24 protein-coding genes and 1 tRNA gene are annotated in these 24,391 nt (G+C 58.0%); 10 read left to right on the top strand and 15 right to left on the bottom strand.

All coding sequences use genetic code 11. The features are described 5' to 3' along the window. Window positions 1-22: 22 nt before the first annotated feature. The 10 genes from rpoB to tuf all read right to left on the bottom strand — a co-directional run bounded on the left by rpoB (window position 23) and on the right by tuf (window position 10,380). Complete coding sequence (gene rpoB, locus WDZ78_RS04215) at window positions 23-4,159, bottom strand: DNA-directed RNA polymerase subunit beta (RefSeq protein WP_020008897.1); 4,137 nt, start codon at window positions 4,157-4,159, stop codon at window positions 23-25. 263 nt (window positions 4,160-4,422) lie between these two features. Then, window positions 4,423-4,800: a 50S ribosomal protein L7/L12 gene (gene rplL, locus WDZ78_RS04210; protein ID WP_003507708.1), complete on the bottom strand. Its 378-nt coding sequence runs from the start codon at window positions 4,798-4,800 to the stop codon at window positions 4,423-4,425. A 59-nt stretch (window positions 4,801-4,859) separates the two neighbouring features. Next, window positions 4,860-5,378, bottom strand: a complete 519-nt coding sequence (rplJ, locus tag WDZ78_RS04205) for a 50S ribosomal protein L10 (RefSeq protein WP_003519348.1) — start codon at window positions 5,376-5,378, stop codon at window positions 4,860-4,862. A 355-nt stretch (window positions 5,379-5,733) separates the two neighbouring features. Next, the gene (rplA, locus tag WDZ78_RS04200; RefSeq protein WP_003507704.1) at window positions 5,734-6,429 is read right to left on the bottom strand and encodes a 50S ribosomal protein L1; all 696 of its coding nucleotides are present in this window, start codon (window positions 6,427-6,429) and stop codon (window positions 5,734-5,736) included. A 2-nt stretch (window positions 6,430-6,431) separates the two neighbouring features. Beyond that, window positions 6,432-6,863, bottom strand: coding sequence for a 50S ribosomal protein L11 (rplK, locus tag WDZ78_RS04195; protein WP_003507702.1), 432 nt, complete (start codon window positions 6,861-6,863; stop codon window positions 6,432-6,434). 144 nt (window positions 6,864-7,007) lie between these two features. Then, window positions 7,008-7,538, bottom strand: a complete 531-nt coding sequence (gene nusG / locus WDZ78_RS04190; RefSeq protein WP_003523721.1) for a transcription termination/antitermination protein NusG — start codon at window positions 7,536-7,538, stop codon at window positions 7,008-7,010. Window positions 7,539-7,583: 45 nt separating this feature from the next. Beyond that, window positions 7,584-7,784 (bottom strand): preprotein translocase subunit SecE, encoded by a 201-nt coding sequence (gene secE / locus WDZ78_RS04185; protein ID WP_003523719.1) that lies wholly within the window; start codon window positions 7,782-7,784, stop codon window positions 7,584-7,586. A 183-nt stretch (window positions 7,785-7,967) separates the two neighbouring features. After that, window positions 7,968-8,043: transfer RNA gene (locus WDZ78_RS04180), tRNA-Trp, on the bottom strand. Between the two features lie 125 nt (window positions 8,044-8,168). Continuing rightward, the gene (locus WDZ78_RS04175; protein WP_425672410.1) at window positions 8,169-9,062 is read right to left on the bottom strand and encodes an NAD-dependent epimerase/dehydratase family protein; all 894 of its coding nucleotides are present in this window, start codon (window positions 9,060-9,062) and stop codon (window positions 8,169-8,171) included. A 142-nt stretch (window positions 9,063-9,204) separates the two neighbouring features. Then, complete coding sequence (gene tuf, locus WDZ78_RS04170) at window positions 9,205-10,380, bottom strand: elongation factor Tu (protein WP_003525183.1); 1,176 nt, start codon at window positions 10,378-10,380, stop codon at window positions 9,205-9,207. A 403-nt stretch (window positions 10,381-10,783) separates the two neighbouring features. On the opposite strand from tuf, the gene WDZ78_RS04165 reads away from it, so the two are divergent. Continuing rightward, complete coding sequence (locus WDZ78_RS04165) at window positions 10,784-11,416, top strand: TerC family protein (RefSeq protein WP_099086092.1); 633 nt, start codon at window positions 10,784-10,786, stop codon at window positions 11,414-11,416. A 470-nt stretch (window positions 11,417-11,886) separates the two neighbouring features. Here the strand turns inward: WDZ78_RS04165 and WDZ78_RS04160 are convergent, their stop codons facing one another. Together WDZ78_RS04160 and WDZ78_RS04155 are read right to left on the bottom strand one after the other, a co-directional pair. Then, window positions 11,887-12,255: an MliC family protein gene (locus WDZ78_RS04160; RefSeq protein ID WP_425672409.1), complete on the bottom strand. Its 369-nt coding sequence runs from the start codon at window positions 12,253-12,255 to the stop codon at window positions 11,887-11,889. 651 nt (window positions 12,256-12,906) lie between these two features. Beyond that, window positions 12,907-13,356 carry a hypothetical protein gene (locus WDZ78_RS04155; protein WP_020009392.1) on the bottom strand — a complete coding sequence of 150 codons (450 nt, stop codon included), beginning with the start codon at window positions 13,354-13,356 and terminating at the stop codon, window positions 12,907-12,909. Window positions 13,357-13,652: 296 nt separating this feature from the next. On the opposite strand from WDZ78_RS04155, the gene WDZ78_RS04150 reads away from it, so the two are divergent. Both WDZ78_RS04150 and WDZ78_RS04145 read left to right on the top strand, forming a co-directional pair. Next, a complete protein-coding gene (locus WDZ78_RS04150; RefSeq protein WP_425672408.1) occupies window positions 13,653-13,979 on the top strand; it encodes a BA14K family protein in 327 nt (108 codons plus the stop codon). A 117-nt stretch (window positions 13,980-14,096) separates the two neighbouring features. Beyond that, entirely contained in the window at window positions 14,097-14,291 is a 195-nt protein-coding gene (locus tag WDZ78_RS04145; protein WP_060723321.1) for a hypothetical protein, read from the top strand. 85 nt (window positions 14,292-14,376) lie between these two features. Here WDZ78_RS04145 and WDZ78_RS04140 read toward each other — a convergent pair whose 3' ends face one another. The 3 genes from WDZ78_RS04140 to WDZ78_RS04130 form a co-directional block, all read right to left on the bottom strand. Further along, entirely contained in the window at window positions 14,377-16,227 is a 1,851-nt protein-coding gene (locus WDZ78_RS04140; RefSeq protein ID WP_425672407.1) for an ABC transporter ATP-binding protein, read from the bottom strand. 310 nt (window positions 16,228-16,537) lie between these two features. Next, window positions 16,538-17,563 (bottom strand): SAM-dependent methyltransferase, encoded by a 1,026-nt coding sequence (locus WDZ78_RS04135; protein ID WP_060723323.1) that lies wholly within the window; start codon window positions 17,561-17,563, stop codon window positions 16,538-16,540. Further along, entirely contained in the window at window positions 17,560-18,348 is a 789-nt protein-coding gene (locus WDZ78_RS04130) for a DUF1295 domain-containing protein (RefSeq protein WP_265613863.1), read from the bottom strand. Before WDZ78_RS04130 ends, WDZ78_RS04135 begins: the two co-directional genes overlap by 4 nt. Window positions 18,349-18,537: 189 nt before the next feature. Between WDZ78_RS04130 and WDZ78_RS04125 the strand changes: the two genes are divergently transcribed. The 7 genes from WDZ78_RS04125 to WDZ78_RS04095 all read left to right on the top strand — a co-directional run bounded on the left by WDZ78_RS04125 (window position 18,538) and on the right by WDZ78_RS04095 (window position 24,234). Next, the gene (locus WDZ78_RS04125) at window positions 18,538-19,911 is read left to right on the top strand and encodes an NAD(P)/FAD-dependent oxidoreductase (RefSeq protein WP_265613862.1); all 1,374 of its coding nucleotides are present in this window, start codon (window positions 18,538-18,540) and stop codon (window positions 19,909-19,911) included. Then, window positions 19,908-20,726 (top strand): DUF1365 domain-containing protein, encoded by an 819-nt coding sequence (locus WDZ78_RS04120; RefSeq protein WP_060726366.1) that lies wholly within the window; start codon window positions 19,908-19,910, stop codon window positions 20,724-20,726. The genes WDZ78_RS04125 and WDZ78_RS04120 overlap by 4 nt, the downstream gene beginning before the upstream one ends. Continuing rightward, window positions 20,713-21,945 (top strand): SAM-dependent methyltransferase, encoded by a 1,233-nt coding sequence (locus tag WDZ78_RS04115; protein ID WP_003507666.1) that lies wholly within the window; start codon window positions 20,713-20,715, stop codon window positions 21,943-21,945. The genes WDZ78_RS04120 and WDZ78_RS04115 overlap by 14 nt, the downstream gene beginning before the upstream one ends. Before the next feature lie 27 nt (window positions 21,946-21,972). After that, complete coding sequence (locus WDZ78_RS04110) at window positions 21,973-22,350, top strand: DUF2147 domain-containing protein (RefSeq protein WP_003507664.1); 378 nt, start codon at window positions 21,973-21,975, stop codon at window positions 22,348-22,350. 77 nt (window positions 22,351-22,427) lie between these two features. After that, window positions 22,428-22,859, top strand: a complete 432-nt coding sequence (locus WDZ78_RS04105; protein WP_003507662.1) for a DUF2177 family protein — start codon at window positions 22,428-22,430, stop codon at window positions 22,857-22,859. A gap of 125 nt (window positions 22,860-22,984) precedes the next feature. Continuing rightward, entirely contained in the window at window positions 22,985-23,527 is a 543-nt protein-coding gene (locus WDZ78_RS04100; protein ID WP_003507660.1) for a sigma-70 family RNA polymerase sigma factor, read from the top strand. Then, window positions 23,524-24,234, top strand: a complete 711-nt coding sequence (locus WDZ78_RS04095) for an anti-sigma factor (protein ID WP_020009381.1) — start codon at window positions 23,524-23,526, stop codon at window positions 24,232-24,234. The genes WDZ78_RS04100 and WDZ78_RS04095 overlap by 4 nt, the downstream gene beginning before the upstream one ends. The last annotated feature ends 157 nt before the right edge of the window (window positions 24,235-24,391 follow it).

Genomic DNA, 24,391 nt, shown 5'->3' with positions numbered 1-24,391 from the left:
AAGGCGCCCACCTCTCTCATTTTTATTCCGCCGCGTCGGGCAGCTGGTCTTCGGGCTGGTTCTCGATCTTCGAGTTTTCCAGTTCGACCGAAAGACCGAGCGACCGCATTTCCTTGACGAGAACGTTGAAGCTCTCGGGGATACCGGCCTCGAAGGTGTCGTCGCCACGGACGATCGCCTCGTAGACCTTGGTGCGGCCCGCCACGTCATCCGACTTGACGGTAAGCATTTCCTGCAGCGTGTAAGCCGCGCCGTATGCTTCCAGAGCCCAGACTTCCATTTCCCCGAAGCGCTGTCCGCCGAACTGCGCCTTGCCGCCCAGCGGCTGCTGGGTAACGAGCGAGTAAGGACCGATCGAGCGAGCGTGGATCTTGTCGTCGACAAGGTGGTTCAGCTTGATCATGTACATGTAGCCGACGGTGACCTTGCGGTCGAACGGCTCACCGGTACGACCGTCATAAAGGACGGACTGACCGGATTCATGCAGACCTGCCTTCTTCAGCATCGCGGCAACGTCGGGCTCATGCGCACCGTCGAAGACCGGAGTCGCGATGGAAACACCGCGCTTGGCTTCTTCGGCAAGCTTGACCAGCGATTCGTCATCGAAGCGCTGCACCTCATCATGCGATTCACTCGCATAGATTTCGGTGAGCTCGGTGCGAAGCTCGCTGATGTCCATCGTCTTGCGATATTCTTCGAGCATCTCGCCGATCTTCTTGCCCATGCCTGCGCATGCCCATGCGAGGTGGGTTTCGAGGATCTGACCGACGTTCATGCGCGAAGGCACGCCGAGCGGGTTCAAGCAGATGTCGACATGCGTGCCGTCTTCGAGGAACGGCATGTCCTCGACAGGAACGATACGCGAGACGACGCCCTTGTTACCGTGACGGCCGGCCATCTTGTCGCCCGGCTGGATCTTGCGCTTAACAGCAACGAAGACCTTGACCATCTTCATGACGCCCGGAGGCATTTCATCGCCGCGCTGGACCTTTTCGACCTTGTCCATGAAGCGCTGTTCAAGGCGCGACTTGGATTCGTCGTACTGGCCGCGAAGCGCTTCGAGTTCGGACTGGGCCTTCTCGTCTTCGACTGCAAACATCCACCACTGCGAGCGGGGATATTCGGAGACGACGGCGTTGGAAAGCTCGACGCCCTTCTTGAAGCCCTTAGGACCGGCGATGGAAACGTGACCACGCAGCATGTCGATCAGGCGGCCGTAAACGTTACGGTCAAGAATTGCCTGTTCGTCGTCGCGGTCCTTTGCCAGACGCTCGATCTCTTCGCGCTCGATAGCCATCGCGCGCTCGTCCTTCTCCACACCGTGACGGTTGAAGACGCGGACTTCAACGACCGTACCGAACGTGCCCGGAGGCATGCGCATGGACGTGTCGCGAACGTCGGAAGCCTTTTCACCGAAGATGGCGCGCAGAAGCTTTTCTTCCGGCGTCATCGGGCTTTCGCCCTTCGGCGTGATCTTGCCGACGAGGATGTCGCCCGGCTGAACTTCCGCACCGATGTAAACGATACCGGCTTCGTCGAGGTTCTTCAGCGCTTCTTCCGAAACGTTCGGAATGTCGCGCGTGATTTCTTCCGGACCAAGCTTCGTGTCACGCGCCATCACTTCGAATTCTTCGATGTGGATGGAGGTGAACACGTCGTCGGAAACGATACGTTCCGACATCAGGATCGAGTCTTCGTAGTTGTAGCCGTTCCAGGGCATGAACGCGACGAGCGCGTTGCGGCCGAGCGCCAGGTCACCGAGGTCGGTCGACGGACCGTCCGCGATGATGTCACCCTTGGAGATCAGATCGCCGACGGCGACCAGCGGACGCTGGTTGACGCAGGTGTTCTGGTTCGAACGCTGGAACTTCTGCAGACGGTAGATATCGACGCCCGACTTGCCGGCATCGAGTTCTTCCGTAGCGCGGATAACGATACGCGTCGCATCGACCTGGTCGACGACACCGCCGCGGCGAGCCGCGATGGCAGCGCCGGAGTCACGGGCGACGATCGGCTCCATGCCGGTGCCGACGAACGGCGCTTCCGCCCGCAGAAGCGGAACGGCCTGACGCTGCATGTTCGAGCCCATGAGCGCGCGGTTGGCGTCGTCGTTTTCCAGGAACGGAATGAGAGCCGCCGCGACCGAAACGAGCTGCTTCGGCGAAACGTCCATCAGGTTGATGTTGTCGCGCGGTGCGAGCATGACTTCGCCCGAGTGACGGCAAACAACGAACTCTTCAGTGAAGGCGCCTTCGCCATCGAGCTCGGCATTGGCCTGTGCGACGTAGTACTTGGCCTCTTCCATGGCGGAGAGGTAGATAACGTCGGTCGTCACCTTGCCGTCGATGATCTTGCGGTACGGGCTTTCGATGAAGCCGTACTTGTTGACGCGGGCAAAGGTGGCAAGCGAGTTGATCAGACCGATGTTCGGGCCTTCCGGCGTCTCGATCGGGCAAATACGGCCGTAGTGGGTCGGGTGAACGTCGCGAACTTCGAAGCCGGCGCGCTCACGCGTCAGACCACCCGGTCCAAGAGCCGAAAGACGGCGCTTGTGGGTGATTTCCGAAAGCGGGTTCACCTGGTCCATGAACTGCGACAGCTGCGAGGAACCGAAGAATTCGCGAACGGCGGCAGCTGCCGGCTTCGCGTTGATCAGGTCCTGCGGCATCACGGTGTCGATTTCGATCGAGGACATACGTTCCTTGATCGCACGTTCCATGCGCAGAAGGCCCAGACGATACTGGTTTTCCATCAGCTCGCCGACCGAACGAACACGGCGGTTGCCGAGGTTGTCGATGTCGTCGATTTCGCCCTTGCCGTCACGCAGTTCGACCAGCATCTTGACGACGGCGAGGATGTCTTCCTTGCGCAGCGTGCGCACGGTGTCTTCCGCATCGAGGTCGAGACGCATGTTCATCTTCACGCGGCCAACAGCCGAGAGATCGTAACGCTCTGCATCGAAGAACAGCGAGTTGAACATCGCTTCCGCGGAATCCATGGTCGGCGGTTCGCCCGGACGCATGACGCGGTAGATGTCGAACAGCGCTTCCTGGCGGTTCTGGTTCTTGTCAACGGAGAGCGTGTTACGGATGTAGGCGCCAACATTGACGTGGTCGATGTTGAGAACCGGAATCTCGTCGAAGCCGGACTGAAGGATCAGGCCGAGCGTCTTCTCGTCGATTTCGTCGCCGGCTTCGAGATAGATTTCACCCGTCTCGTAGTTGACGATGTCTTCGGCCAGGAAGTTGCCGTAGAGGTCTTCGTCAGTCGCCTTAAGCGCCTTGAGGCCCTTGTCGACGAGCTGGCGGATAAGGCGCGGAGTCAGCTTCTTGCCACCCTCGACAACGACTTCACCGGTGTCGGCGTCGATCATGTCGGTGATGACCTTGGCATTCTTCAGCGCTTCGGGCTGGAACGGGATACGCCAGCCGTCGCCGGCGCGCTCGTAGGTAGCCTTGGTATAGAAGGTCGACAGGATTTCTTCACCATCCATGCCGAGCGCCATCAGGAGCGAGGTCACGGGCAGCTTGCGGCGGCGGTCGATACGCGCATAGACGATGTCCTTGGCGTCGAATTCGATGTCGAGCCAGGAACCGCGATACGGGATGACGCGGGCGGCGAAAAGCAGCTTGCCGGAAGAATGGCTCTTGCCCTTGTCGTGATCGAAGAACACGCCCGGCGAACGGTGCATCTGCGAAACGATGACGCGCTCGGTGCCGTTGACGATGAACGTACCGTTATTGGTCATGAGCGGCATGTCGCCCATGTAGACGGACTGTTCCTTGATGTCCTTGATGGACTTCGCGCCGGTATCTTCATCGATATCGAACACGATGAGGCGCAGCGTCACTTTCAGCGGCGCTGCATAGGTCAGATCGCGCTGACGGCATTCCTCGACGTCGAACTTCGGCGCTTCGAATTCGTAGGACACGAATTCGAGCATGGAGGCGCCCGAGAAATCGGTGATCGGGAATACGGACTTGAATACGGCATTCAATCCCTCGTCGGGACGGCCACCCTTGGGCTCGTCAACCATGAGAAACTGGTCGTACGAAGCCTTCTGAACCTCGATGAGGTTCGGCATTTCCGCTACTTCTGGAATTTTGCCGAAAAACTTGCGTACGCGCCTGCGACCGTTAAACGAAAGGGTCTGAGCCATCGTCGCTCCTTTAAAAATTGCATCCGGGCCTGCAACGGACGGGAACCGATGGCCAGTCGATCCCGTCAAGCAATGGGTTTCATCAATCTCGTTCCACATCCCGGATCGATCAGGCCGGATTGCCTAGATGAGCCGGTTCGGAACCATTCTCTTGAAGAACCCATTACCCAAAAGCCATTTTCACGCGGCTTTTGGGTAATGAGTTTTAAAAACGATGACGACGGAAAGGGGCAATAAGCCCCTTCCCGCCAGCAATCGCAAGATTACTTAACGTCGACCTTAGCGCCGGCTTCTTCAAGCTTCTTCTTGAGATCAGCAGCTTCAGCCTTGGAAACAGCTTCCTTGACAGCCTTCGGAGCGCCTTCAACGAGGTCCTTGGCTTCCTTGAGGCCGAGGCCCGTGATAGCGCGGACTTCCTTGATGACGTTGATCTTGTTGGCGCCAGCGTCAACCAGGATCACGTCGAATTCAGTCTTTTCTTCTTCAACAGCAGCAGCAACGCCAGCACCGCCAGCAGCAGCAACAGCTACCGGAGCAGCGGCGGAAACGCCCCACTTTTCTTCGAGAAGCTTGGACAGTTCTGCAGCTTCCAGAACGGTCAGGGTGGAGAGGTCTTCTACGATCTTTGCGAGATCAGCCATTTTGATAGTTCCTTTTGTTCAGTTCGAACCAGTTTGAATATTTACAGCGAAAAACCGCCTTAAGCGGCTTCGTCCTTCTTGGCGTAAGCCGAGAACACCCGTGCCAGCTGGCTTGCAGGTGCGGCGACAACCGTAGCGACGCGAGTTGCCGGGGCATTGAGAAGGCCCAGCAGCTTTGCGCGCAGCTCGTCCAGCGAAGGCAGGGTCGCAAGCGACTTGACTGCTTCGGCGTTGAGCGTGGTTGCACCCATGGAACCACCGAGAACAACGACCTTGTCGTTGGTCTTTGCGAAATCCATGACGACTTTCGGAGCGATCATCGGGTCGACGCTGTATGCAATCAGCGTCTGGCCCTTGAAGAGATCTGTCATCCCTTCCGACTCCGTGCCCTGAAGAGCGATCTTGGCCAGGCGGTTCTTCGCGACCTTGACGGTGCCTCCGGCAGCGCGCATTTTCGAACGGAAGTCGTTCATCTGCGCAACGGTGACACCAGCATAGTGGGCCACGACAACCGAACCGGAAGCCTTGAAGACTTCGTTCAGCTCCGTGACGAATTCGCGTTTTTCCGCTCTTTCCACTGTCTGTCTCCAGTAGACGGGACCACATGATTGTGAACCCGCCGGGTTTGCCTTTGCCCCAAGGGACCTTTTTACAAAGATCCCGAGCGACGCTCGAGGATCCTGTCCCCCGCTCTGTCGCCGCAAACGGCTTCAGGCACAGGCACACCAGGTTCGAACCGGACAGTCAGGCATCGAAAGATGCCTCAAATCCAGCCTCACCCGTCTCATGCAGGTTGAATGATTAAGGCCAGGCCCCGAAGGAAATGGCCACCCGCAATCTCGGACAGGAGTTCCGGGTTTCCCCGGAAATCTCCGGCTCCTGGGAGCCGGAAATTCTTTTATTCACACTTCCCTTGGGAAGCGCGAGAATTGATTAAGCCGTAACCGACGAAGGGTCGATCTTGACGCCCGGACCCATGGTCGAGGAAATGGCGACGCGCTTGACGTAGTTGCCCTTGGCGCCAGCCGGCTTTGCCTTGATGACGGCATCGGCGAAAGCCTTGATGTTTTCCTCAAGAGCCTTGGCGTCGAACGAAGCCTTGCCAACGCCAGCGTGTACGATACCGGCCTTTTCGACGCGGAACTCGACAGCGCCGCCCTTGGAAGCCTTGACGGCGCCGGCAACATCCATCGTCACCGTACCGACCTTCGGGTTCGGCATCATGCCACGCGGGCCGAGTACCTTGCCGAGACGGCCGACGAGCGGCATCATGTCCGGGGTCGCGATGCAACGATCGAAGTCGATCTTGCCGCCCTGAACGATTTCAACCAGTTCTTCCGCACCAACAACGTCAGCGCCAGCAGCCGTGGCTTCATCAGCCTTGGCGCCACGGGCGAAAACGGCGACGCGAACGTCACGGCCAGTGCCGTTCGGCAGGTTGACAACGCCACGGACCATCTGGTCCGCGTGGCGCGGGTCAACGCCGAGGTTCATCGAAACTTCAACGGTTTCGTCGAACTTGGCGACAGCACGTTCCTTGACCATCGAAATGGCGTCGGTGAGAACGTAAAGCTTGTTGGGATCCACACCTTCGCGGATCTTCTGAATGCGCTTTGCTACCTTGGCCATGATCAACCTACCACTTCCAGGCCCATGGCGCGGGCGGAGCCCTCAACCATTGCCATTGCGCCTTCGATGTCGGCTGCGTTCAGATCCTTCATCTTGGCTTCTGCGATCGTCTTGACCTGAGCCTTGGTGATGGAGCCGATCTTCGCGCCCTTGCCAGGCGTCTTGGAACCGGAGGTGATCTTGGCTTCCTTCTTCAGCCAATACGTCATCGGCGGCTGCTTCATGACGAAGGTGAAGGACTTGTCCTGGTAATAGGTGATGACGACCGGAATCGGCATACCCTTTTCCATTTCCTGCGTGGCGGCATTGAACGCCTTGCAGAATTCCATGATGTTAATGCCACGCTGACCAAGTGCCGGACCGATCGGCGGGGACGGATTGGCCGCCCCGGCCTTTACCTGCAACTTGAGCTGGCCTGCAACTTTCTTAGCCATATCTCTCTGCCTTTCAATTCAAACCGGTTACCCGGCTTCTCTTAAGCCGGATCGCTCCGGCGGCTGCGGTTGCGTGGTGCGGCGCCCTGCTCCGGCTTAAAGAGCCAGCTTGCCTTCCACGCGCTTGGGGTCTTGCCCCGCCAATCAGACCTTTTCGACCTGATTGTATTCCAGCTCGACCGGCGTAGCGCGGCCGAAAATCGAAACTTCCACCTTCAGGCGCGAACGCTCTTCATCGACATCCTGAACCACGCCGTTGAACGACGCGAACGGACCGTCGGAAACGCGAACCTGCTCGCCGATCTCGAACGAAACCGAAGACTTCGGACGCTCGACACCTTCCTGAACCTGACCGAGGATACGCTCGGCTTCATAATCGGGAATCGGAACAGGCTTGCTGTCCGAACCGAGGAAACCGGTAACCTTCGGCGTGTTCTTGATGAGGTGATAGGCCTCATCCGTCAGGTTGGCGCGCACCAGCACGTAACCTGGAAAGAACTTGCGCTCGCTGTCGACCTTACGGCCGCGGCGCACCTCGACCACCTTTTCGGTGGGCACGAGGATTTTCTCAAAAAGATGATCGAGCCCCTTCTGACGGGCCTTTTCTTCGATCGACTCGGCGACCTTCTTTTCGAAATTCGAATATGCGTGAACGATATACCAGCGCGCTGCCATTTTTATTCTCCGTTCGATCCTTCTACCGGGCCTTTGACCGCGCCGTTACCGGCCTACGTTCAACACCAGGCTAAGCAGCCAGCCGATGAGCTGGTCCGCAGCAAAGAAGAACAGAGCCGCAAAAATGACCATCACCAGCACCATAGCCGTCGAAATCATGGTCTCGCGGCGCGACGGCCAAGTGATTTTTGACGCTTCGGCGCGAACCTGCTGCAGAAACGTAAACGGATTGGTTTTGGATGCCATTGACTGCCCACGCAATTACGGCGCGTAAAGCCGAACTAATCAGCCCCACGCACCGCGTGTCTGTTTTGACCCTACATAAACACCGATTCCACTTTTAACAAGAGGAAATCGACATTCGGCGAAATTCGCCGGAAATCCGGCCCCATCTGCCATGCAGCGAAAACCGCGCTTGCGAATGGAAAGTGGCAGGGGCAGAGGGGCTCGAACCCCCGACCTGCGGTTTTGGAGACCGCCGCTCTACCAACTGAGCTATACCCCTTCAGCACCTGAATCGGCCGCGAAATCGCTTGGCCAATTCGGTATGCGCTCCTTTAAGGCGCAGGGAAAGGAATGGCAAGTGTGTTTTTTGTTTTTTCCACTCCGCCCCCGAAAATCCTGCGCCTCTCAGGGGTTAACGTATTTCCGCCAGTCGTGTTCTTCGCGGAAGCCCAGGACCTCGCGAATCTTGCGGTTGGAGATCAATCCCTCATGATCCCCGATCTCGCGGCGGAATTGCACGTCAGGGAAATAAGTCTGCGCAAGCTCACGCGTGGGGATAGTCGCTGTCGCTGTATCATTGACGGCGTTGAAGACCTGATAACCGAGGCCGTCCTTCTCGATGCACAGATGGCAGATCTGACCAAGATCACGCGCATCGATGTAACCCCAGGCATTGCGTCTGCGCGTTTCCGGACGGGCGAAGAAGCCGGGAAACTTCTCGTATTCATGGGGTTCGATGACATTGCCTATTCGCAGCGCGTAAATGTCGTATCCGCTTCGCTCGGCAAAGGCTCGCGCGGTCTTTTCATTCACCACCTTCGACAGCCCGTAGGAATCCATCGGATCGACGTCATAATCTTCCTCAAGCGGGAAATGGTGGAAATCCTTCTCGCCCTCGGCAAAACAGACCCCATAGGTGGTCTCGCTCGATGCGATGACGATCTTGCGGATACCAAGCTTCACCGCGGCCTCGATGACGTTGTAGGTTCCTATTGTATTGATGCGGAACGTCTCGTTGTCGGGCTTTATCAGAATGCGCGGAACCGCGGCGAAGTGGATCACCGCATCATAGGGCAAAACACCCTTCCCGCTTTCGAGCTCCGCAAAGCTCCTGTGCATGGACAGGGCGTTAAACACCTGCCCGCTATCGGTGATGTCGACAATGAGATTTGTGACGCCCGGCCTGTCGAGCGGAACGAGGTCGATGTTGTGGACCTCATAACCCTTGTCGATAAGCCACGGGATCACATGCCTGCCGGCCTTGCCGGAACCACCGGTAAATAGAATGCGCTTCTTCATGATGCTCCTCATCATCTCCCCGGCAACGACGTAGCAGCCCGGACAGGGAAGCGAAAGCCACCCTCCCCCAAACGCGCAATACAAAACAAAAAACCCCGCTGTTTCCAGCGGGGTTTCCATCAAGCCTTTTCAGGCCCGAAGATTACTCGACGATCGATGCAACGATGCCGGCGCCGACGGTACGGCCGCCTTCGCGGATAGCGAAGCGCAGCTTTTCTTCCATCGCGATCGGAACGATCAGCTCGACGTCAACGGTGACGTTGTCGCCAGGCATAACCATTTCCGTGCCTTCCGGAAGCGTAACGATGCCTGTTACGTCCGTCGTGCGGAAGTAGAACTGCGGACGGTAGTTCGTGAAGAACGGCGTATGACGGCCGCCTTCTTCCTTCGTCAGGATGTAGGCTTCTGCCTTGAACTTCTTGTGCGGCTTGACAGAACCCGGCTTGCACAGGATCTGACCACGCTCAACGCCGTCACGGTTAACACCGCGAACCAGCGCACCGATGTTGTCGCCAGCCTGGCCCTGGTCGAGCAGCTTGCGGAACATTTCAACGCCGGTAACAGTCGTCTTCGAGGTCGGACGGATGCCGACGATCTCGACTTCTTCACCAACCTTGACGATACCGCGCTCAACGCGACCCGTCACAACCGTACCACGGCCCGAGATCGAGAACACGTCTTCGATCGGCATCAGGAACGGCTGGTCGATCGGACGCTCAGGCGTCGGGATGTAGGCGTCAACAGCAGCCATCAGCTCGCGGATCGCGTCTTCACCGATCTTCTTGTCAGAATCTTCAAGAGCAGCAAGCGCCGAACCCTTGATGATCGGGATATCGTCGCCCGGGAAGTCGTAGGACGACAGAAGTTCGCGAACTTCAAGCTCAACCAGCTCGAGAAGCTCGGCGTCGTCAACCTGGTCGACCTTGTTGAGGAACACGACGATTGCCGGAACGCCAACCTGGCGGGCGAGCAGGATGTGCTCGCGGGTCTGCGGCATCGGGCCGTCAGCTGCAGAGCAAACCAGGATCGCGCCGTCCATCTGGGCAGCACCGGTGATCATGTTCTTCACGTAGTCGGCGTGGCCGGGGCAGTCGACGTGCGCGTAGTGACGGGCAGGCGTCTCGTATTCAACGTGTGCCGTCGAGATCGTGATACCACGAGCCTTTTCTTCCGGAGCCGCGTCGATCTGGTCATACGCCTTGAACTCGCCGAAGAACTTCGTGATTGCTGCCGTCAGCGACGTCTTGCCATGGTCAACGTGACCGATCGTGCCAATGTTGACGTGCGGCTTATTGCGCTCGAACTTGCTCTTTGCCATGTGAATTGCTTCCTGTGAACGTGAAGTAGTTTCCCCGGCGCACCGGTTTGGTGTCGCCGTTTAAGGCTTTGTAAGCGAATGCGCAAGACTTAATTATGAAAGCGTCTTCGCGCGCGCCTTAAGCGTGCCTTGAGGCCTGCATATGGTATCTGGTTTGCGACATTTAAACCCTCGTGGGGTGAGGCAGACGTCGGCCGGGAGAGCCCCATCCGTCAGTATGGCTGATCACTAAACAAGATATTTCTATCACAACTTCTTTACCTGCACCGGCATGATGGCTTAAGTGCATTCCATCGCCGGGGGGAGACGGGCGATGGAATCCGGCGCTGGCGCGCCATCCCATGCCATATCTCGATCCGTCGCCTTTCCCTCGCGACCTCTCTATCCGTTTCAGGACTATCCCATGGAAATCTTCACAGCCGCCGGTTTCACGGCATTTTTACAGGTCATAGCAATCGACCTCGTTCTGGCGGGCGACAATGCCATCGTCATCGGCCTTGCCGCCGCCGGCCTGCCCGCTCATCTTCGCCGCAAGGCGATCCTGGTCGGCATCATCGCCGCCACGGTCCTGCGCATCGGTTTTGCCGCTGTCACCGTCCAGCTTCTTGCCATTGTCGGCCTGCAATTGTTCGGCGGACTGCTGCTCGCCTGGGTGTGCTGGAAGATGTGGACGGAACTGCGTGAGGCCGCAGGTTCCATCGAAGACGAGGTGACCGACGAAGAGGCCGACCTGACCAAGGGTCACAAGACCTTCTTCCAGGCCGCGACCCAGATCGTCATCGCCGACGTCTCCATGTCGCTGGACAACGTCCTTGCCGTCGCCGGTGCTGCGCAGGAACACGTGACGGTGCTGATCATCGGCCTCGTCGTGTCTATCGCGCTGATGGGCCTCGCCGCCAACTTCGTCGCCAAGCTCCTGCACCGCTATCGCTGGATTTCCTACCTCGGCCTCATGGTCATCATCTATGTGGCGCTCAACATGCTCTACCACGGCACGCTCGAGGTTCTGCCCTATATCCAGGCCCATCTCGGCTGACACCGCCGGTCAAAACGCTGTTGCACAAGGCCCGGAAACGCCAGTTTCCGGGCCTTTTTCGTAACCTGTGACCGTCAAATCCTCCACCCGGTTTTGCCGTTGCAGAATAGGAAGAATCAATCGCCGCACTTGCTGCAACATCAGGAGAAGACAGGGAAATCGTGAATTCTCGCCGGTGGATTCTGACAATTGAGGTCAGCCACGGGCAAGCCTAGGGAGCTAGTCAATAAGTCATAATAATAAAAAGAAAGGTAAAGCTGCCAATGGCTTATGACTGGAGCGGCGGTCGTACCCGCCGCCTTCGCAGGGTGAGGCTCGGTGTTGTCGCCAGCTCTCTTATCCTGCTGGCGCTTCTTGCGTCGCTCGTTCTTGGCTGAACGCGCCGCGCGCGCACTCCCACGCTGACCGGCGGCATGGCAAGGTTTTCAAGAACCGCCCTGCCGCCGCTCCTTTGGGGGAAAGTCCAGCGCTCAGGATTTCTTCACCTCCACGCAATGAACCGGCTTTTTCATCTCCGGGTCCGCCATCAGGTCGTAAAGATCCGCCGCATCACCCTTCGACCACCAGACATAAATACCGCCCTGATATTTGGCGCCCGAACCCGAAATGACATTTGCGGCGACTGTCACGCCATCCTTCAACCCCAGCCGCACGAGGCTGACCTCGCCAGCATTGAAATAGACCGCCTCCACCTTGTCGGCGGCGCATTGATAGACGGTCTCCAGCTTTTCGACCGTCGTGTCCTTCGGAAGCGGAATCACCAGATCTTCAGCCATGACGCCGGTGGCGAGCGATACGGAAAAGGCTGCAACAGATATCGCGGCAACGGTTTTATTCATGATGATCCTTTCCTGATGTCACCGGATCATACGGTCATGCCAGCAAAGCCGAAATGGGGCCGCCGCCTCGCGCCTATCAAATTTTCGGGAAACCCGGCCTCGCAAACATGCGGCAGATCAACGCCGCGCCGGACCATGCGGCACTTTCATTCCGTCCGGCAAGCCGGGGCAAAACCTATAGAAACAGCCAATAAACGACGCCAAGGATCACCGTCCACATCAGCAGCGATATGGCCAGCACCGTGAGATAGTTTCGAAATCGTCTGGTCATCCGCCCACATTGCCGGCGAGCCGTCATCAGACAGCCGTAACCGTTGAATTGCTGGATGCGGATCAAGCCGCAGGGTCAATTCGTTCTATCAAGAGATTGAATCTCAAGCCATTCGCAGTTTTTACCCGTCCTAAAACGTGGTTGCCCGTCTAGGGAGTTTCACCCCATCGAGAAACAGGTCCATCCGCGAACAGGTCCTGATCGCGGATGGGACGTCATATCCTCACATGCCGGCGACGGCAGCAAAGGGCCTTGGGCGAGGAGGCGCAGGCAAAGACCATGCGGGACAGTCGATCGCAACCGAGACGACACGCGTTATCCGAATCTATCTCGGATAACGCGCCAATAGCGGAGCAGCGGTCATCGACCCGCCGCCTGCCTCAGCTCTTCAGGGCCGTGTTGCACAGGCTCCAGTAACCGCCGCCCTTCTGGATCCATTTCAGATCGCCGAGCGTGCCGTCACTCTTGTTCTTGTGGTAGGAGTCGACGCAGGTTTTCAGGCGGGCCTTGCCGGGCGTCTCGCTTGAATATTTCTTATCGACAGCGCTCGGGAAAGCGACGCCCTTCGGGGCTTTTATCGTCGCTTTTTCGGGTTCTTTTTCGGTGGTGGCCGCGACCTGCTTGTCGTCGGCCGCATCCTCAGCGGCCGCCTCGCTGCCGCAGAACTTGGCGCGATAGTCGTTCCACTTGACGTCCTTGGCGGACCCGTCGGCTTTCGCCGCCTGATATTTCACGCTGCACTCTTTCATGGTGAGTGCGGCTGCGGGGGAGACGAACGCCGCCGATGCCAGCAGCGCAAAGGATGAGAGAATGACAACCCTGTTAAACATTGAAGACTCCCGTGTGCATGATTGCCGGCCGACTATCTGACCGGATTTTCCGCTTGTCAACGAGCAGTGCGGTAAGGACGGAAACTCAGATCAGCGGGCACGGCACTTGCTCACCGGGCGCACCATATTCGTCGTCAAGCCGGCAAAGCGCCGTCATTTTCAACGCCCGTCGCAGGAACCGGTGCACCCGCAGCACCCAGCCTCAAGAATCACGTATCCGTGTGAAGTCAATCCTTCACCGGAACGAATTTCCTAAGTTTTCGTTAGCATACCGAACGAATAACGAGGATTTATCGATGTTGAGGATGCCGAAGACTATCTCCGCGCTCGCTCTTGGCGTCGCAATATCTGCCGCTTTTGTCGTGCCCGCCCATGCTTTCAGCCTCATACAGCCGGCCTATGAGACACAGCAAAAGGCGCAGACCTCAGACCAGCGAAGTTATCCCGCCTCAGCCTTTGCGGCAGGAAAAGGCGAAGACGCCACGCCCAACGGTTACGCCCTGTCGCAGGCCGAGATCAACCATGTAAAATGGTGTGCGACGCGTTACACATCCTACCATCCCACCGACAACAGCTATATGGCGGCTGGCGGCACACGGATGCAATGTCTCTCGCCCTATTGATTCGGCTGCGGCCCGGGGCGCGTCGTCTCCGACAAGATAAAATTTACCTTAAATTCTACCGATTTGAACCATTTCCCCAACTGGCCGTTTGAGCCGCGTGCCAGCGGGGAAAATGCGATGTTGTGGAATCTGGAAAAGCTTGAGCAGGAGCGACTTGACCTGATCGAGGTCATTACAGCCCTGCGTCGCGTGGAGCGCCTGTCGCAAACGGATCGCACCTCGATCTTTGATGAAATCACGGCGCATATGGCAAGGCTGAGCGAACTGGATGCGGAGAAACTGCGGGTTCAATCAGCGCTCGATGCAATCTGAAGGCACGCCACGCCAGCCGGCTCGTCGCCATCGGCGTGGTCCAATGCGGCCATCCTACGGGCTTGCAGCCGCAGATTTCACCTGATTACTCGTCTTCCGGTATGAACCCGCCGATCTGGCGTTTCCAAAGGCGCGCAAACAGCCCGCCCTGCTCAACCAGTTCCTCCGGCCTGCCCTCTTCGATAATCCGGCCATGATCCAGCACGATAATCCGGTCCATGCTGGCGATAGTTGACAGGCGGTGCGCGATGGCGATCACCGTCTTGCCCTCCATCACCAGATTGAGCTTTTCCTGAATGGCGGCTTCGGACTCGCTATCAAGGGCGGAGGTGGCTTCATCGAGGATCAGGATAGGCGCGTCTTTCAACAGCACGCGCGCAATGGCGACCCGCTGCCGCTGCCCGCCGGAAAGCTTGATGCCACGGTCTCCGACAAAAGCGAGATATCCTTTTCGCCCCTCACTATCGGCGAGATCAGCGATGAAGGCGTCGGCCTTCGCCACTTTCGCCACCTGCTCCACCTCCTCCCGCGTCGCCTCTGGCCGCCCGTAGCGGATATTGTCGCCAACCGACCGGTGCAGCAACGCCACATCTTGGGCAATCATCCCGATATTGCGGCGCAGGCTCATCTGCGTTACCTCGCGAATATCCTGACCGTCGATGCGGATGGCGCCATCCTGAATTTCGTAGAACCGCAGGAGCAGATTGACCAGCGTCGTTTTTCCCGCACCTGACAGCCCCACAAGGCCGACCCTCTCTCCCGCGCGGACCTTAAGCGACAGATCATCGATCACCGGTCTGCCGGACTTGTAGGCAAAGCGGATGTGGTCGAAATCAATGTCTCCACGCGCGACATTCAGTTCAGCCGCGCCGGCCCTGTCGGTAATGGTCGGCGGCGTCGTCATGACAGGCATGGCGTCCTTGATGGTGCCGATCGCCTGAAATATCTGCTGGCCCATCTGCAGGAAGGTGAATGTGTGCCCTGACAGCCGCTGCAATATATAGACCGCGCCGACAAATTCTCCGACCGTGATGAAGCCCTTCACCAGACCGGAAAACCCCACCGACAGGATTGCCAGCCACAACGCCATGTTGAGCGCAACCACGACCAGCTCGGACGCGCGGTAGACACGCTGCTCCCTGTGCTGCGTCTGCATCGCCTTTATCAGAATGCGGCGGATTGCGCCCGCCTCGCTGTCTTCGGCTGCAAATTGCTTGATCATCTGCATGTTGCTGTAGAGATCGGTGATCGCCCCCGAGACAAGGCTCTTTTGTTTCGCCGACCGGCGTGACCGTTCCGTGAAGACGGGAGCCAGTTTGACGGCGAGAACCACATTCAGCACGATCCAGATGAACACCGGCAGCGCCAGCTGCCAGGACAGGGCGGCAAGAAGCGCAAGGGAGCCGATCATTTGCAGCAGAAAACGCGGCCCGATCTGGAATGCGTTGATGATCTGCTGCTGAACGGCTGACGAGACTTGCGAAAGGCGTGAGGCGACCTGCCCGGCATAAAGCTCATGGAAAAATGCCAGATCCTGCCGCTCCACGGCCTTGTGGCCCTGCCACTGGATGGCCGCGGGCATGGCGATGCCGAGCGTGTGCGAATTGAGCGTATTGAGAAGAAATGACGCGATCGGCATCGCGGGAAAGATCAGCAGTCCGAGGGCGGTCAGCAGCGGCCATTCATTGTGCAGGAATGCCTCCGCACCCTGCGCCGTCACGCCATCGACGATCACGGACAATCCCCAGATGATCGACAGGTTGATGGCCTCCACCGCCATGGACGACAGGGCAAGCGCGATGAGGACGCCGCGAAACATCGCAATGAAATGCAGCAGCACCGCGACGGGGCCTTTCGACGGCAGTGGCCGAAAGGGAATGTCGAGCGGCCGTATCAGCGTCTCGAAAGGGCGAAAAATCGTATCTGAAATCGACATGGGCCTCTCGGATCGCAGTTTGGCATCGACGGGGAGGAATCAGCTACGCGTCCGGCATGGAACCATGACCGGCCCTTGACCTCAATTGTAAAGAATAGCTGGTGCGCGCCTTGGCGCGCGCCCTGAACATGGCGTGAAATGAAAGGTTCGCACGATCGCGCCGATCATCGGCAGGTCGAATCAGCGAAAATGATTGCGGGTGAACATGCCTGCAATGGAGAGCAGACAAGGCAAAACGGCGCAAAATCAACGTTTAACGGTGTCTTCGATTTTCAAGGGCGAACACAGCGCCTCTTTTAGTGTTTCGACCTTAACTGGGCATCAGAAGGTAATGTCCGACACCCCAGACCTCCCCACCCTGATGCCCGAACAGCCCGGCGGTTGCGAGGAAGAAAAGTCGCCAGCGGCGTTCCCACAGTCTCGCGTCGTTTCCGTAAACGCGCTTCAGGATCGGCCGGACACGGTCAATCTCCCGGTCAAAATTCGCCAGCCAATCAAGAGCTGTCCGTCGATAATGTAGACCGGACCATCGCCAGTCCTGTTCTACAGTGAAAATCTTCCCAAAACGATGGGGAAGATCGAAGGCAGGCATGATACCGCCGGTGAAGAAGTGCCGGGCGATCCAGTCTGCCGGATTATTGTGGTCAAAACGGTAGGATCGGTCACGGTGGTTGAAGACGTGCAGGAAGAACCTGCCTTCCGGCTGCAGCCAGGAACGAACCCGCTCGAATAACATCTGCCAGTTCGACATGTGCTCGAACATCTCCACCGACACGACACGATCGAAACGATTGCCTGTCGTGAAATCATTCATGTCGGCGGTTACCACCGAAAGGTTGGAGAAGCCGCGCTCCCGGGCGCAGCCGATTATGTAGTCACGCTGCGATGCTGAGTTCGAAACGGATGTGATCCGCGCATTGGGAAATCGGCCCGCCATATACAGGGAAAGCGAACCCCAACCGCAGCCGAGTTCCAGAATATCCATGCCATCACGCAGCCCGGCATGGGCCACTGTCTCGGAAAGCGCCACGGTCTCGGCTTCATCCAGCGTCGTCGTGGCGTCGGGATAATAACAGCAGGAATATTTGCGCTGCGCTCCGAGAACCAGCGAGAAAAACTCCGCTGGGACTTCGTAATGTTGTCTGTTCGCCTCGTCGGTGTGGCTGGCTATGGGAAACGTCGCCATATCCTTCGCAAAGGCCAATTCGGCATCATCGGGAATATTTGCAAGCCGCCGTTTCGTTCGCACGCAGAGCATATCTATACCGGCCAGTGTGACCGCGTCAGTGAGCGGTGCGCGTTCTGCGGCATTGATGGCGAAGGCGAGCATATTCATGGCGTTTCCTCGTTCTTGCGCGGGCCCGGAAAGAAGGCGTTGACGCGGCGTTGCAGGACGCGGAACCTCTCTCCGCGCGATTTCAGCATGTGCTCTTCAAGCGGCGGAATGCCGGAGACGTGGACGAGCAGCCAATACATCATGATGGGTGCAGCAAGCGACGCCCAGGACAAGACCTGCTCATGAACGGCGAGCAGCGGGAAACTGCACCAGAAAAGCCATTCGAAGAAATAATTGGGATGGCGGGAATAACGCCAAAGGCCGGTTTCACAGACGCCGGTTTTTGCTTCCGGCGTTTTCCTGAATTTTGAAAGCTGGGCATCCGAGAGCGCTTCACCAGCCAGTGCGGCAAAAGCGACCGCCGTGGCGAAAATATCGATGAGACGCGGAAAACCCTGGCCGTTGCCGGCAGCGAGATAAACCGCAAGAACGAGCACGAAAGCGGCAATGGCCTGTATCTGGAGGAAGATGAAAAGTCTGAGAGGGGCTGCGCTGCCCCATTGCCTGATGAGCTTTGCATAACGGGGATCTTCTCCGCCGCCCTGCGTGCGCATGCCTATATGCCCGGCAAGTCGCAACGACCAGACGACGACAAGGGAAAATACGACCGCGCGCCGCCAGCCGTCTCCTTCCGCGAATAAAACTGCCAAAACTCCGCCAAACCCGACACTCGCCGACCAGACGGTGTCGATCCAGCCGCTCGAACCCGTTGCTCTTTGCAGCGCCCACGCGCCTGCCATCAGAAGCGACATGAGAACGGCAAGCGTCAGGATCACAGACAACATCACTACTTCGCTCACGGTTTGAACAGATGGAGACCGGGTTTCGTGATGGCAAATACGACCGAACCGGCAAAAGAGTTTCAGATTTCGGAAAAGATTCCAAAAAAACACCCGCCGCTGAAACTTATTCGCCCCCTGCCTCGTATCTGCGCTGTCCCACGGCAAATTTCTGTAATGCGATGGCGAGGATAGATGACCGACACGGAAACGAGACAAAAAGATAGGCGGCACCGCATCGCAATTGTGGGAACGGGAATTTCCGGCCTGTCGGCAGCGTGGCTTTTGTCGAAACAACACGATGTCACGGTCTTTGAGGCGGCTGATCGCGTCGGCGGCCACAGCAACACGGTGACATTCGATACGGATAAAGGACCGGCTCATATCGATACCGGGTTCATTGTCTATAACGAGTGGACCTATCCCAATCTCACCGCGCTTTTTCGAACGCTTGACGTACAGACCGCAGCGTCGAACATGTCTTTTGCCGTTTCCCTCGACAATGGCGACTTTGAATATTCCGGTGGAACCGGTCTTGGCCTGCTGGCACAGAAGAGAAATGTGCTCAGACCACGTTTCTGGGCGATGGTTGCGGACCTCCTTCGGTTTTACCGCAATGCCCCTCGCGACCTGCATTTGATGGGCAATACATCGCTCGACGAATATCTCACGCACAACCGGTACGGATCGGCGTTCCGCGACGATCATCTTTACCCCATGGCGGCAGCCATATGGTCTACGCCGGCCATGGAGGTCGGCCGTTACCCGGCTGCGCATTTTATCAAATTCTGCCGCAATCACGGCCTGCTGTTGCTGCGCGATCGGCCGGTCTGGCGCACCGTTGTCGGTGGCTCGCGCGAATATGTGAAACGCATCACAGCGCCATTTGCGGATCGAATTCGCCTCTCGACACCGGTGACACGCATTCGCCGCCTTCCGCGCGGCGTCGAACTCACCACGGGGGACGGAGAAACTGCCCGCTTCGACGACGTGGTGATGGCAACCCATGCAGATCAGACGCTGGACATGCTCACGGACGCCTCGCCCGCTGAACAGCGCATCCTCGGCGCCTTTGGCTACACGAAAAACCGCGCCCTGCTTCACACCGACAGCAGTTTCATGCCCCGTCGCCGCGCTGCCTGGTCAAGCTGGAACTATGTTGCCGATACGCGCATTAAGGCGGGCCAGCCAAGCATCACATACTGGATGAACAGGCTTCAGCCGCTGGGAGAAACCCCGGACACTTTCGTAACGCTGAACCCGCTCCGGGAACCGGATCAAGGAAAGATCATCGCCGAGGAAACCTATCACCATCCCGTTTTCGACGCCGGCACAGAGCAGATGCGTCAGGAGCTTTGGGCTTTGCAGGGCCTGCGAAACACCTGGTTCTGCGGCGCTTATTTCGGATCGGGTTTTCACGAGGACGGACTTCAGGCCGGGCTTGCGGTTGCCGAAGATCTAGGCGGGGTGACACGGCCATGGAAGGTTGCCGACGATAGCGGCCGGATCATTCGCCTGGATTTGAAAACCATTGCGACGGACACGAAACTCATGGAGGCGACAGCATGACGCCTCCCTTCACGTCAGCGCTTTTCCCGGGCAATGTGACCCATGCGCGCTTCAAGCCGAAAATCCACAAACTGGCCTACCGGATTTATTCGCTGCTTCTCGATCTCGATGAACTTGAGACGCTCGACCGGAAATTGCGGTTTTTTTCCGTGGACCGCTTCAACCTCTTCTCATTTCATCGCAGGGACCGTGGCGACGGCAGCGCGATTGGCCTGCGCCGGCAGATAGAGACGGCGATGACGGCGGCGGGTATCGCCGTGGATGGAGGGCCTATTCGCCTTCTCACCATGCCGCGCCTGCTCGGCTGGGCTTTCAACCCTCTGAGCGTGTTCTTCTGCTATGGGCGCGACACGTCGCTGAAAGCCATCCTCTGGGAGGTGGATAACACCTTCGGGCAACGGCATTCCTATCTGATCCCGGTGGAGGCCGGCAAAGAGACCGAGATCGTCCAGCGATGCGACAAGGCTTTCTATGTCTCTCCCTTCATGGACATGGACCTACGTTATGTTTTCCGCGTCGTCCCGCCAGGTGACAGGCTGAAGATCGTCATCGAAACTTTCGACGATGACGGCGTGGTCCTGACGGCCCGCCATCTTGCCTGGCGCGTCGAGCTGACCGATCGCGCTCTGCTCAAAGCCTTCGTCACCATCCCGTTCCTGACGCTCAAGGTCGTTCTCGGCATTCACTGGGAAGCCCTTAAAATCTGGCTGAAAGGCGTGCGGCTCAAAAAACGTCCGCCGCCGCCCGCCGAACCCGTCTCATTCGTTCATCCATCATCGTCGCAAATCGAGGCCAGAATTCATGACCCCGTTTGAAAATCTCTCTGAATTATCGACGCAGGGCACTCGCCTCAACGGTCGTGCCGGCATGGGCACATGGCTCATCAGCCGGCTGCTGAACAATATCGAGCGCGGCCGACTGCGCGTAACCCTTCCTGGCGGTGGAAACATCGAAAAATCGGGCGATTCGGAAGGTAGCGAAGCCATTCTCGTGCTGCATAACTGGCGGGCCATCCGCAGGCTGCTCGTCAACGGCGATATCGGCTTTGCGGAAGGTTTCATCGAAAATGACTGGTCTACGCCTGACCTGACAGCGCTCATCCGTTTCGCCGCTCAAAATCGCGAGGCATTTGCAAGGTCGATGCGCGGCAGCCTGCCCATGCGTCTCATCAACCGGCTTGCACACGGGCTGAATGCCAATACCAGACGCGGCAGCCGCCGCAATATCGAGGCGCATTACGATCTTGGCAACGAGTTCTACCGGCAGTGGCTCGATCCCACGATGCTCTATTCCTCGGCGATTTTCGACGAAACCACCACCAGCCTTGAGGCCGCGCAACGCAAGAAACTCGAGCGCATTGCGGAGAAGCTACAGCTGACCGGAAATAACAACGTACTCGAAATCGGCTGCGGCTGGGGTGCACTCGCCATCCATCTCGCCACGCAGCACAATACAAACGTGACCGGCATCACCCTTTCCCCCTCCCAGTTGCGCTGGGCAGAAAATGCGGCGGAGAAAGAAAACAACGCGGGCCGGATCGATCTCAGGCTGCAGGATTACCGCGACGTGCAGGGTCAATTCGACAATATCGTCTCGGTGGAAATGTTTGAAGCTGTCGGCGAAGCCTATTGGCCAAGCTATTTCGAAACGCTGAAACGCTGCCTGAAACCCGGCGGCCGTGCGGTGCTGCAAATTATCTCCATTGAAGAAAGCCGCTTTGACACCTATCGGCGCAAGGCCGATTTCATTCAGAAATACATCTTCCCGGGCGGTTTTCTGCCCTCCGATTCAGCGCTTGAAAAAGCCATGGGACAAACCGGCCTGAAACTCACGGAGACGGAGCTTTTCGGCCAGTCCTATGCGCTCACACTGTCGGAATGGCGCCAGCGTTTTCACGCCCGATGGCAAACGATTTCCCTGCTTGGCTTCGATGAGCGCTTCCGGCGGCTGTGGGACTATTACCTCTGCTACTGCGAAGCGGGTTTTGCCGAGGGAACCATAAATGTCGGCCTATACACGATAGAACACGGATGAGGCGGGGCGAACAAGCGGAGAAAGACAATGAAAATCAGCAGATTGGCAATTGTACCCGCCCTCTTCCCGACGCTGGCGGGCCTCGGTGCGGCAGCAGGCGAGATTGACGGAAACTGGGCGCGCGGCGACGGCAAGGCGAAAGTGCTGATCGCGCCCTGCGGCGAGAAAATATGCGCCACGAATACATGGATCAAACCTGGCACCGCAAAAGAAAAGACCGGTGATCGCCTGATCATGGACATCAAGCAGAGCGAGGCGGGCAGCTATTCCGGCACCGCCTTCGACCCGCAACGGGAAAAATCCTACAAGATAACGGTGACGGTCGCGGGCAATAACATGACCACGAAAGGCTGCATCGTCGCCGGCCTGCTGTGCAAGGGCATAAGCTGGACCAGGATCGACTAGCGCATACTCAAATCGCTTCTCTTTATTCTCGTCATCCCGAAAAAAACGTCGCCTGATCAAAGGCAAAGGAAACACCGATGAAGACATACCTTGCCGCTTATTCCTTCACCCTCATCGCATTTCTGGTGATCGATTTCATCTGGCTGAGCACCATGGCGTCGCGTCTTTACCGGCCAGCCATCGGCGATCTTCTGGCGGAAAATTTCCGCCTTGCTCCGGCAATCGTCTTTTATCTCATCTACGCCGCCGGCCTCACTTTTCTCGCCGTTCGTCCGGCTCTGATTTCGGGCGAATGGACCACGGCTCTGCTTTATGGCGCAGCGGTGGGCTTCATGGCCTATGCCACCTATGATCTGACCAATCAGGCCACACTGAAGAACTGGTCCACCACCCTGACTGTTGCCGATCTACTGTGGGGAACCTTCGTCTCGGCGGCAGCGGCCATCATCGGTTATCTCGTCACGGTCCGCCTCATCGGCCCGCTTGAAAACTCGGCGGGTCTGTCATGACACTTGTCATAACCTGCGGCTTGCGCCCGATGCTCAAAGGGAGTCCATGTAGCGAACGCCCCAAGCATCTCTTGTCTTCTTCCGAAAGACGACCCTATAAAGGAAGGACAGCAAGGAAGGTTCGAATGCAGGGCAAAGAGATCGCAACGCTTATCAACCGCGTCGGCATGGGTGATCGTTCAGCATTCGTCTCGCTTTACCAGGCAACAAGCCCGAAGCTTTTTGCGATCTGCCTGAAAATCCTGCGGGACAAAATGGAAGCCGAAGAGGCGCTGCAGGAAATCTATATCAAGGTCTGGCAGCGCGCCCGAACATTTGCCGTAAGCGCCGGCAAACCGGCGACATGGCTTGCCACCATCGCCCGCAACCACGCGATAGACACCATCCGCGCGCGTAAACCCGCAAGCGATGACATTGACGAGGCCTATGATCTCGTTGACGAGAGCATCCGCGATCCCGAGCAGCAGGTCGTTCTGGTGGATGAAGGCCGCAGGATCGATGACTGCATGCGGGAACTTGAGACTGTGCATGCACAGGCGGTACGTCGTGCCTATGTCGAAGGTTTGAGCTATCTTGAACTCGCCGACGAATTGCGCGTGCCTCTGAACACGGTCAGAACCTGGCTCCGGCGCAGTCTTCTCAAACTCAGAGAGTGCATGCAGCGATGACAACGGGCGACCAGAGTGGCGGAATGCACGCGCGCGACGAAATCCTCGCCGGCGAATATGTGCTGGGCGTTCTGCCGCTCGAAAAGCGCCGCGAGGTGGAAAGGCGCATCCAGGACGAGGAAGCCTTCGCGCAACTCGTGCAGCGCTGGGAAACGGAGTTTTCCGACTTCAACGCCGAGTATCAGGAACAGACACCGAGCCCGACTGTCCTTACCCGCATCGAAGAGCGCCTGTTTGGCAGCAGGGCTGTCAATACCAATGGCAGTCTCTGGAACTCCGCGTCTTTCTGGCGCTGGATATCAGTCGCCACCAGCGCAGCCGCCGTCGCTGCCGTGGTCTATGCTGCGTTCCCCGACCAACGGCCGGGCACCACCCCGCTTGTGGCCGAGCTTGCGACAACCGACAGTCAGGTCAATCTCCTCGCATCCTACGATGCGGAATCGGGCCGGATGCGTATCGTGCCAGTCGCAACCGGCAAGACGGACGAAAAATCATTGGAATTGTGGCTCGTTATGGATGGCGGCAAGACCCGCTCGCTTGGCGTTTTCCAGCCCGGCACGAACGGCGACCTCATCATTCCCGCCGACATGCGCGGCACCATAACGGACGGCACGACCTTTGCAATCAGCGTGGAACCCTTCGGGGGCTCGCCAACGGGTCAGGCAACCGGTCCGGTGATCGCCGTCGGCACCGCGCGGCATCTGTGAGGTTTCAAACCGGTATTTAGCACCGCTTGAGAGAAGCCTTTTCGCCACTCTCATCACTGGCGCTGATGAGGACGGAAGATCAATCCTTACCGCTTCTCATGCCAGGTCATCGTAAAAGAGTTTGGCAAGAGCCTGCCCGAGAAACCCACCACGCGGG

This window comes from Agrobacterium sp. M50-1, from assembly GCF_049843495.1.
GTDB lineage: Bacteria > Pseudomonadota > Alphaproteobacteria > Rhizobiales > Rhizobiaceae > Agrobacterium > Agrobacterium radiobacter.
This window is presented reverse-complemented; position numbering and strand designations above follow the sequence as displayed.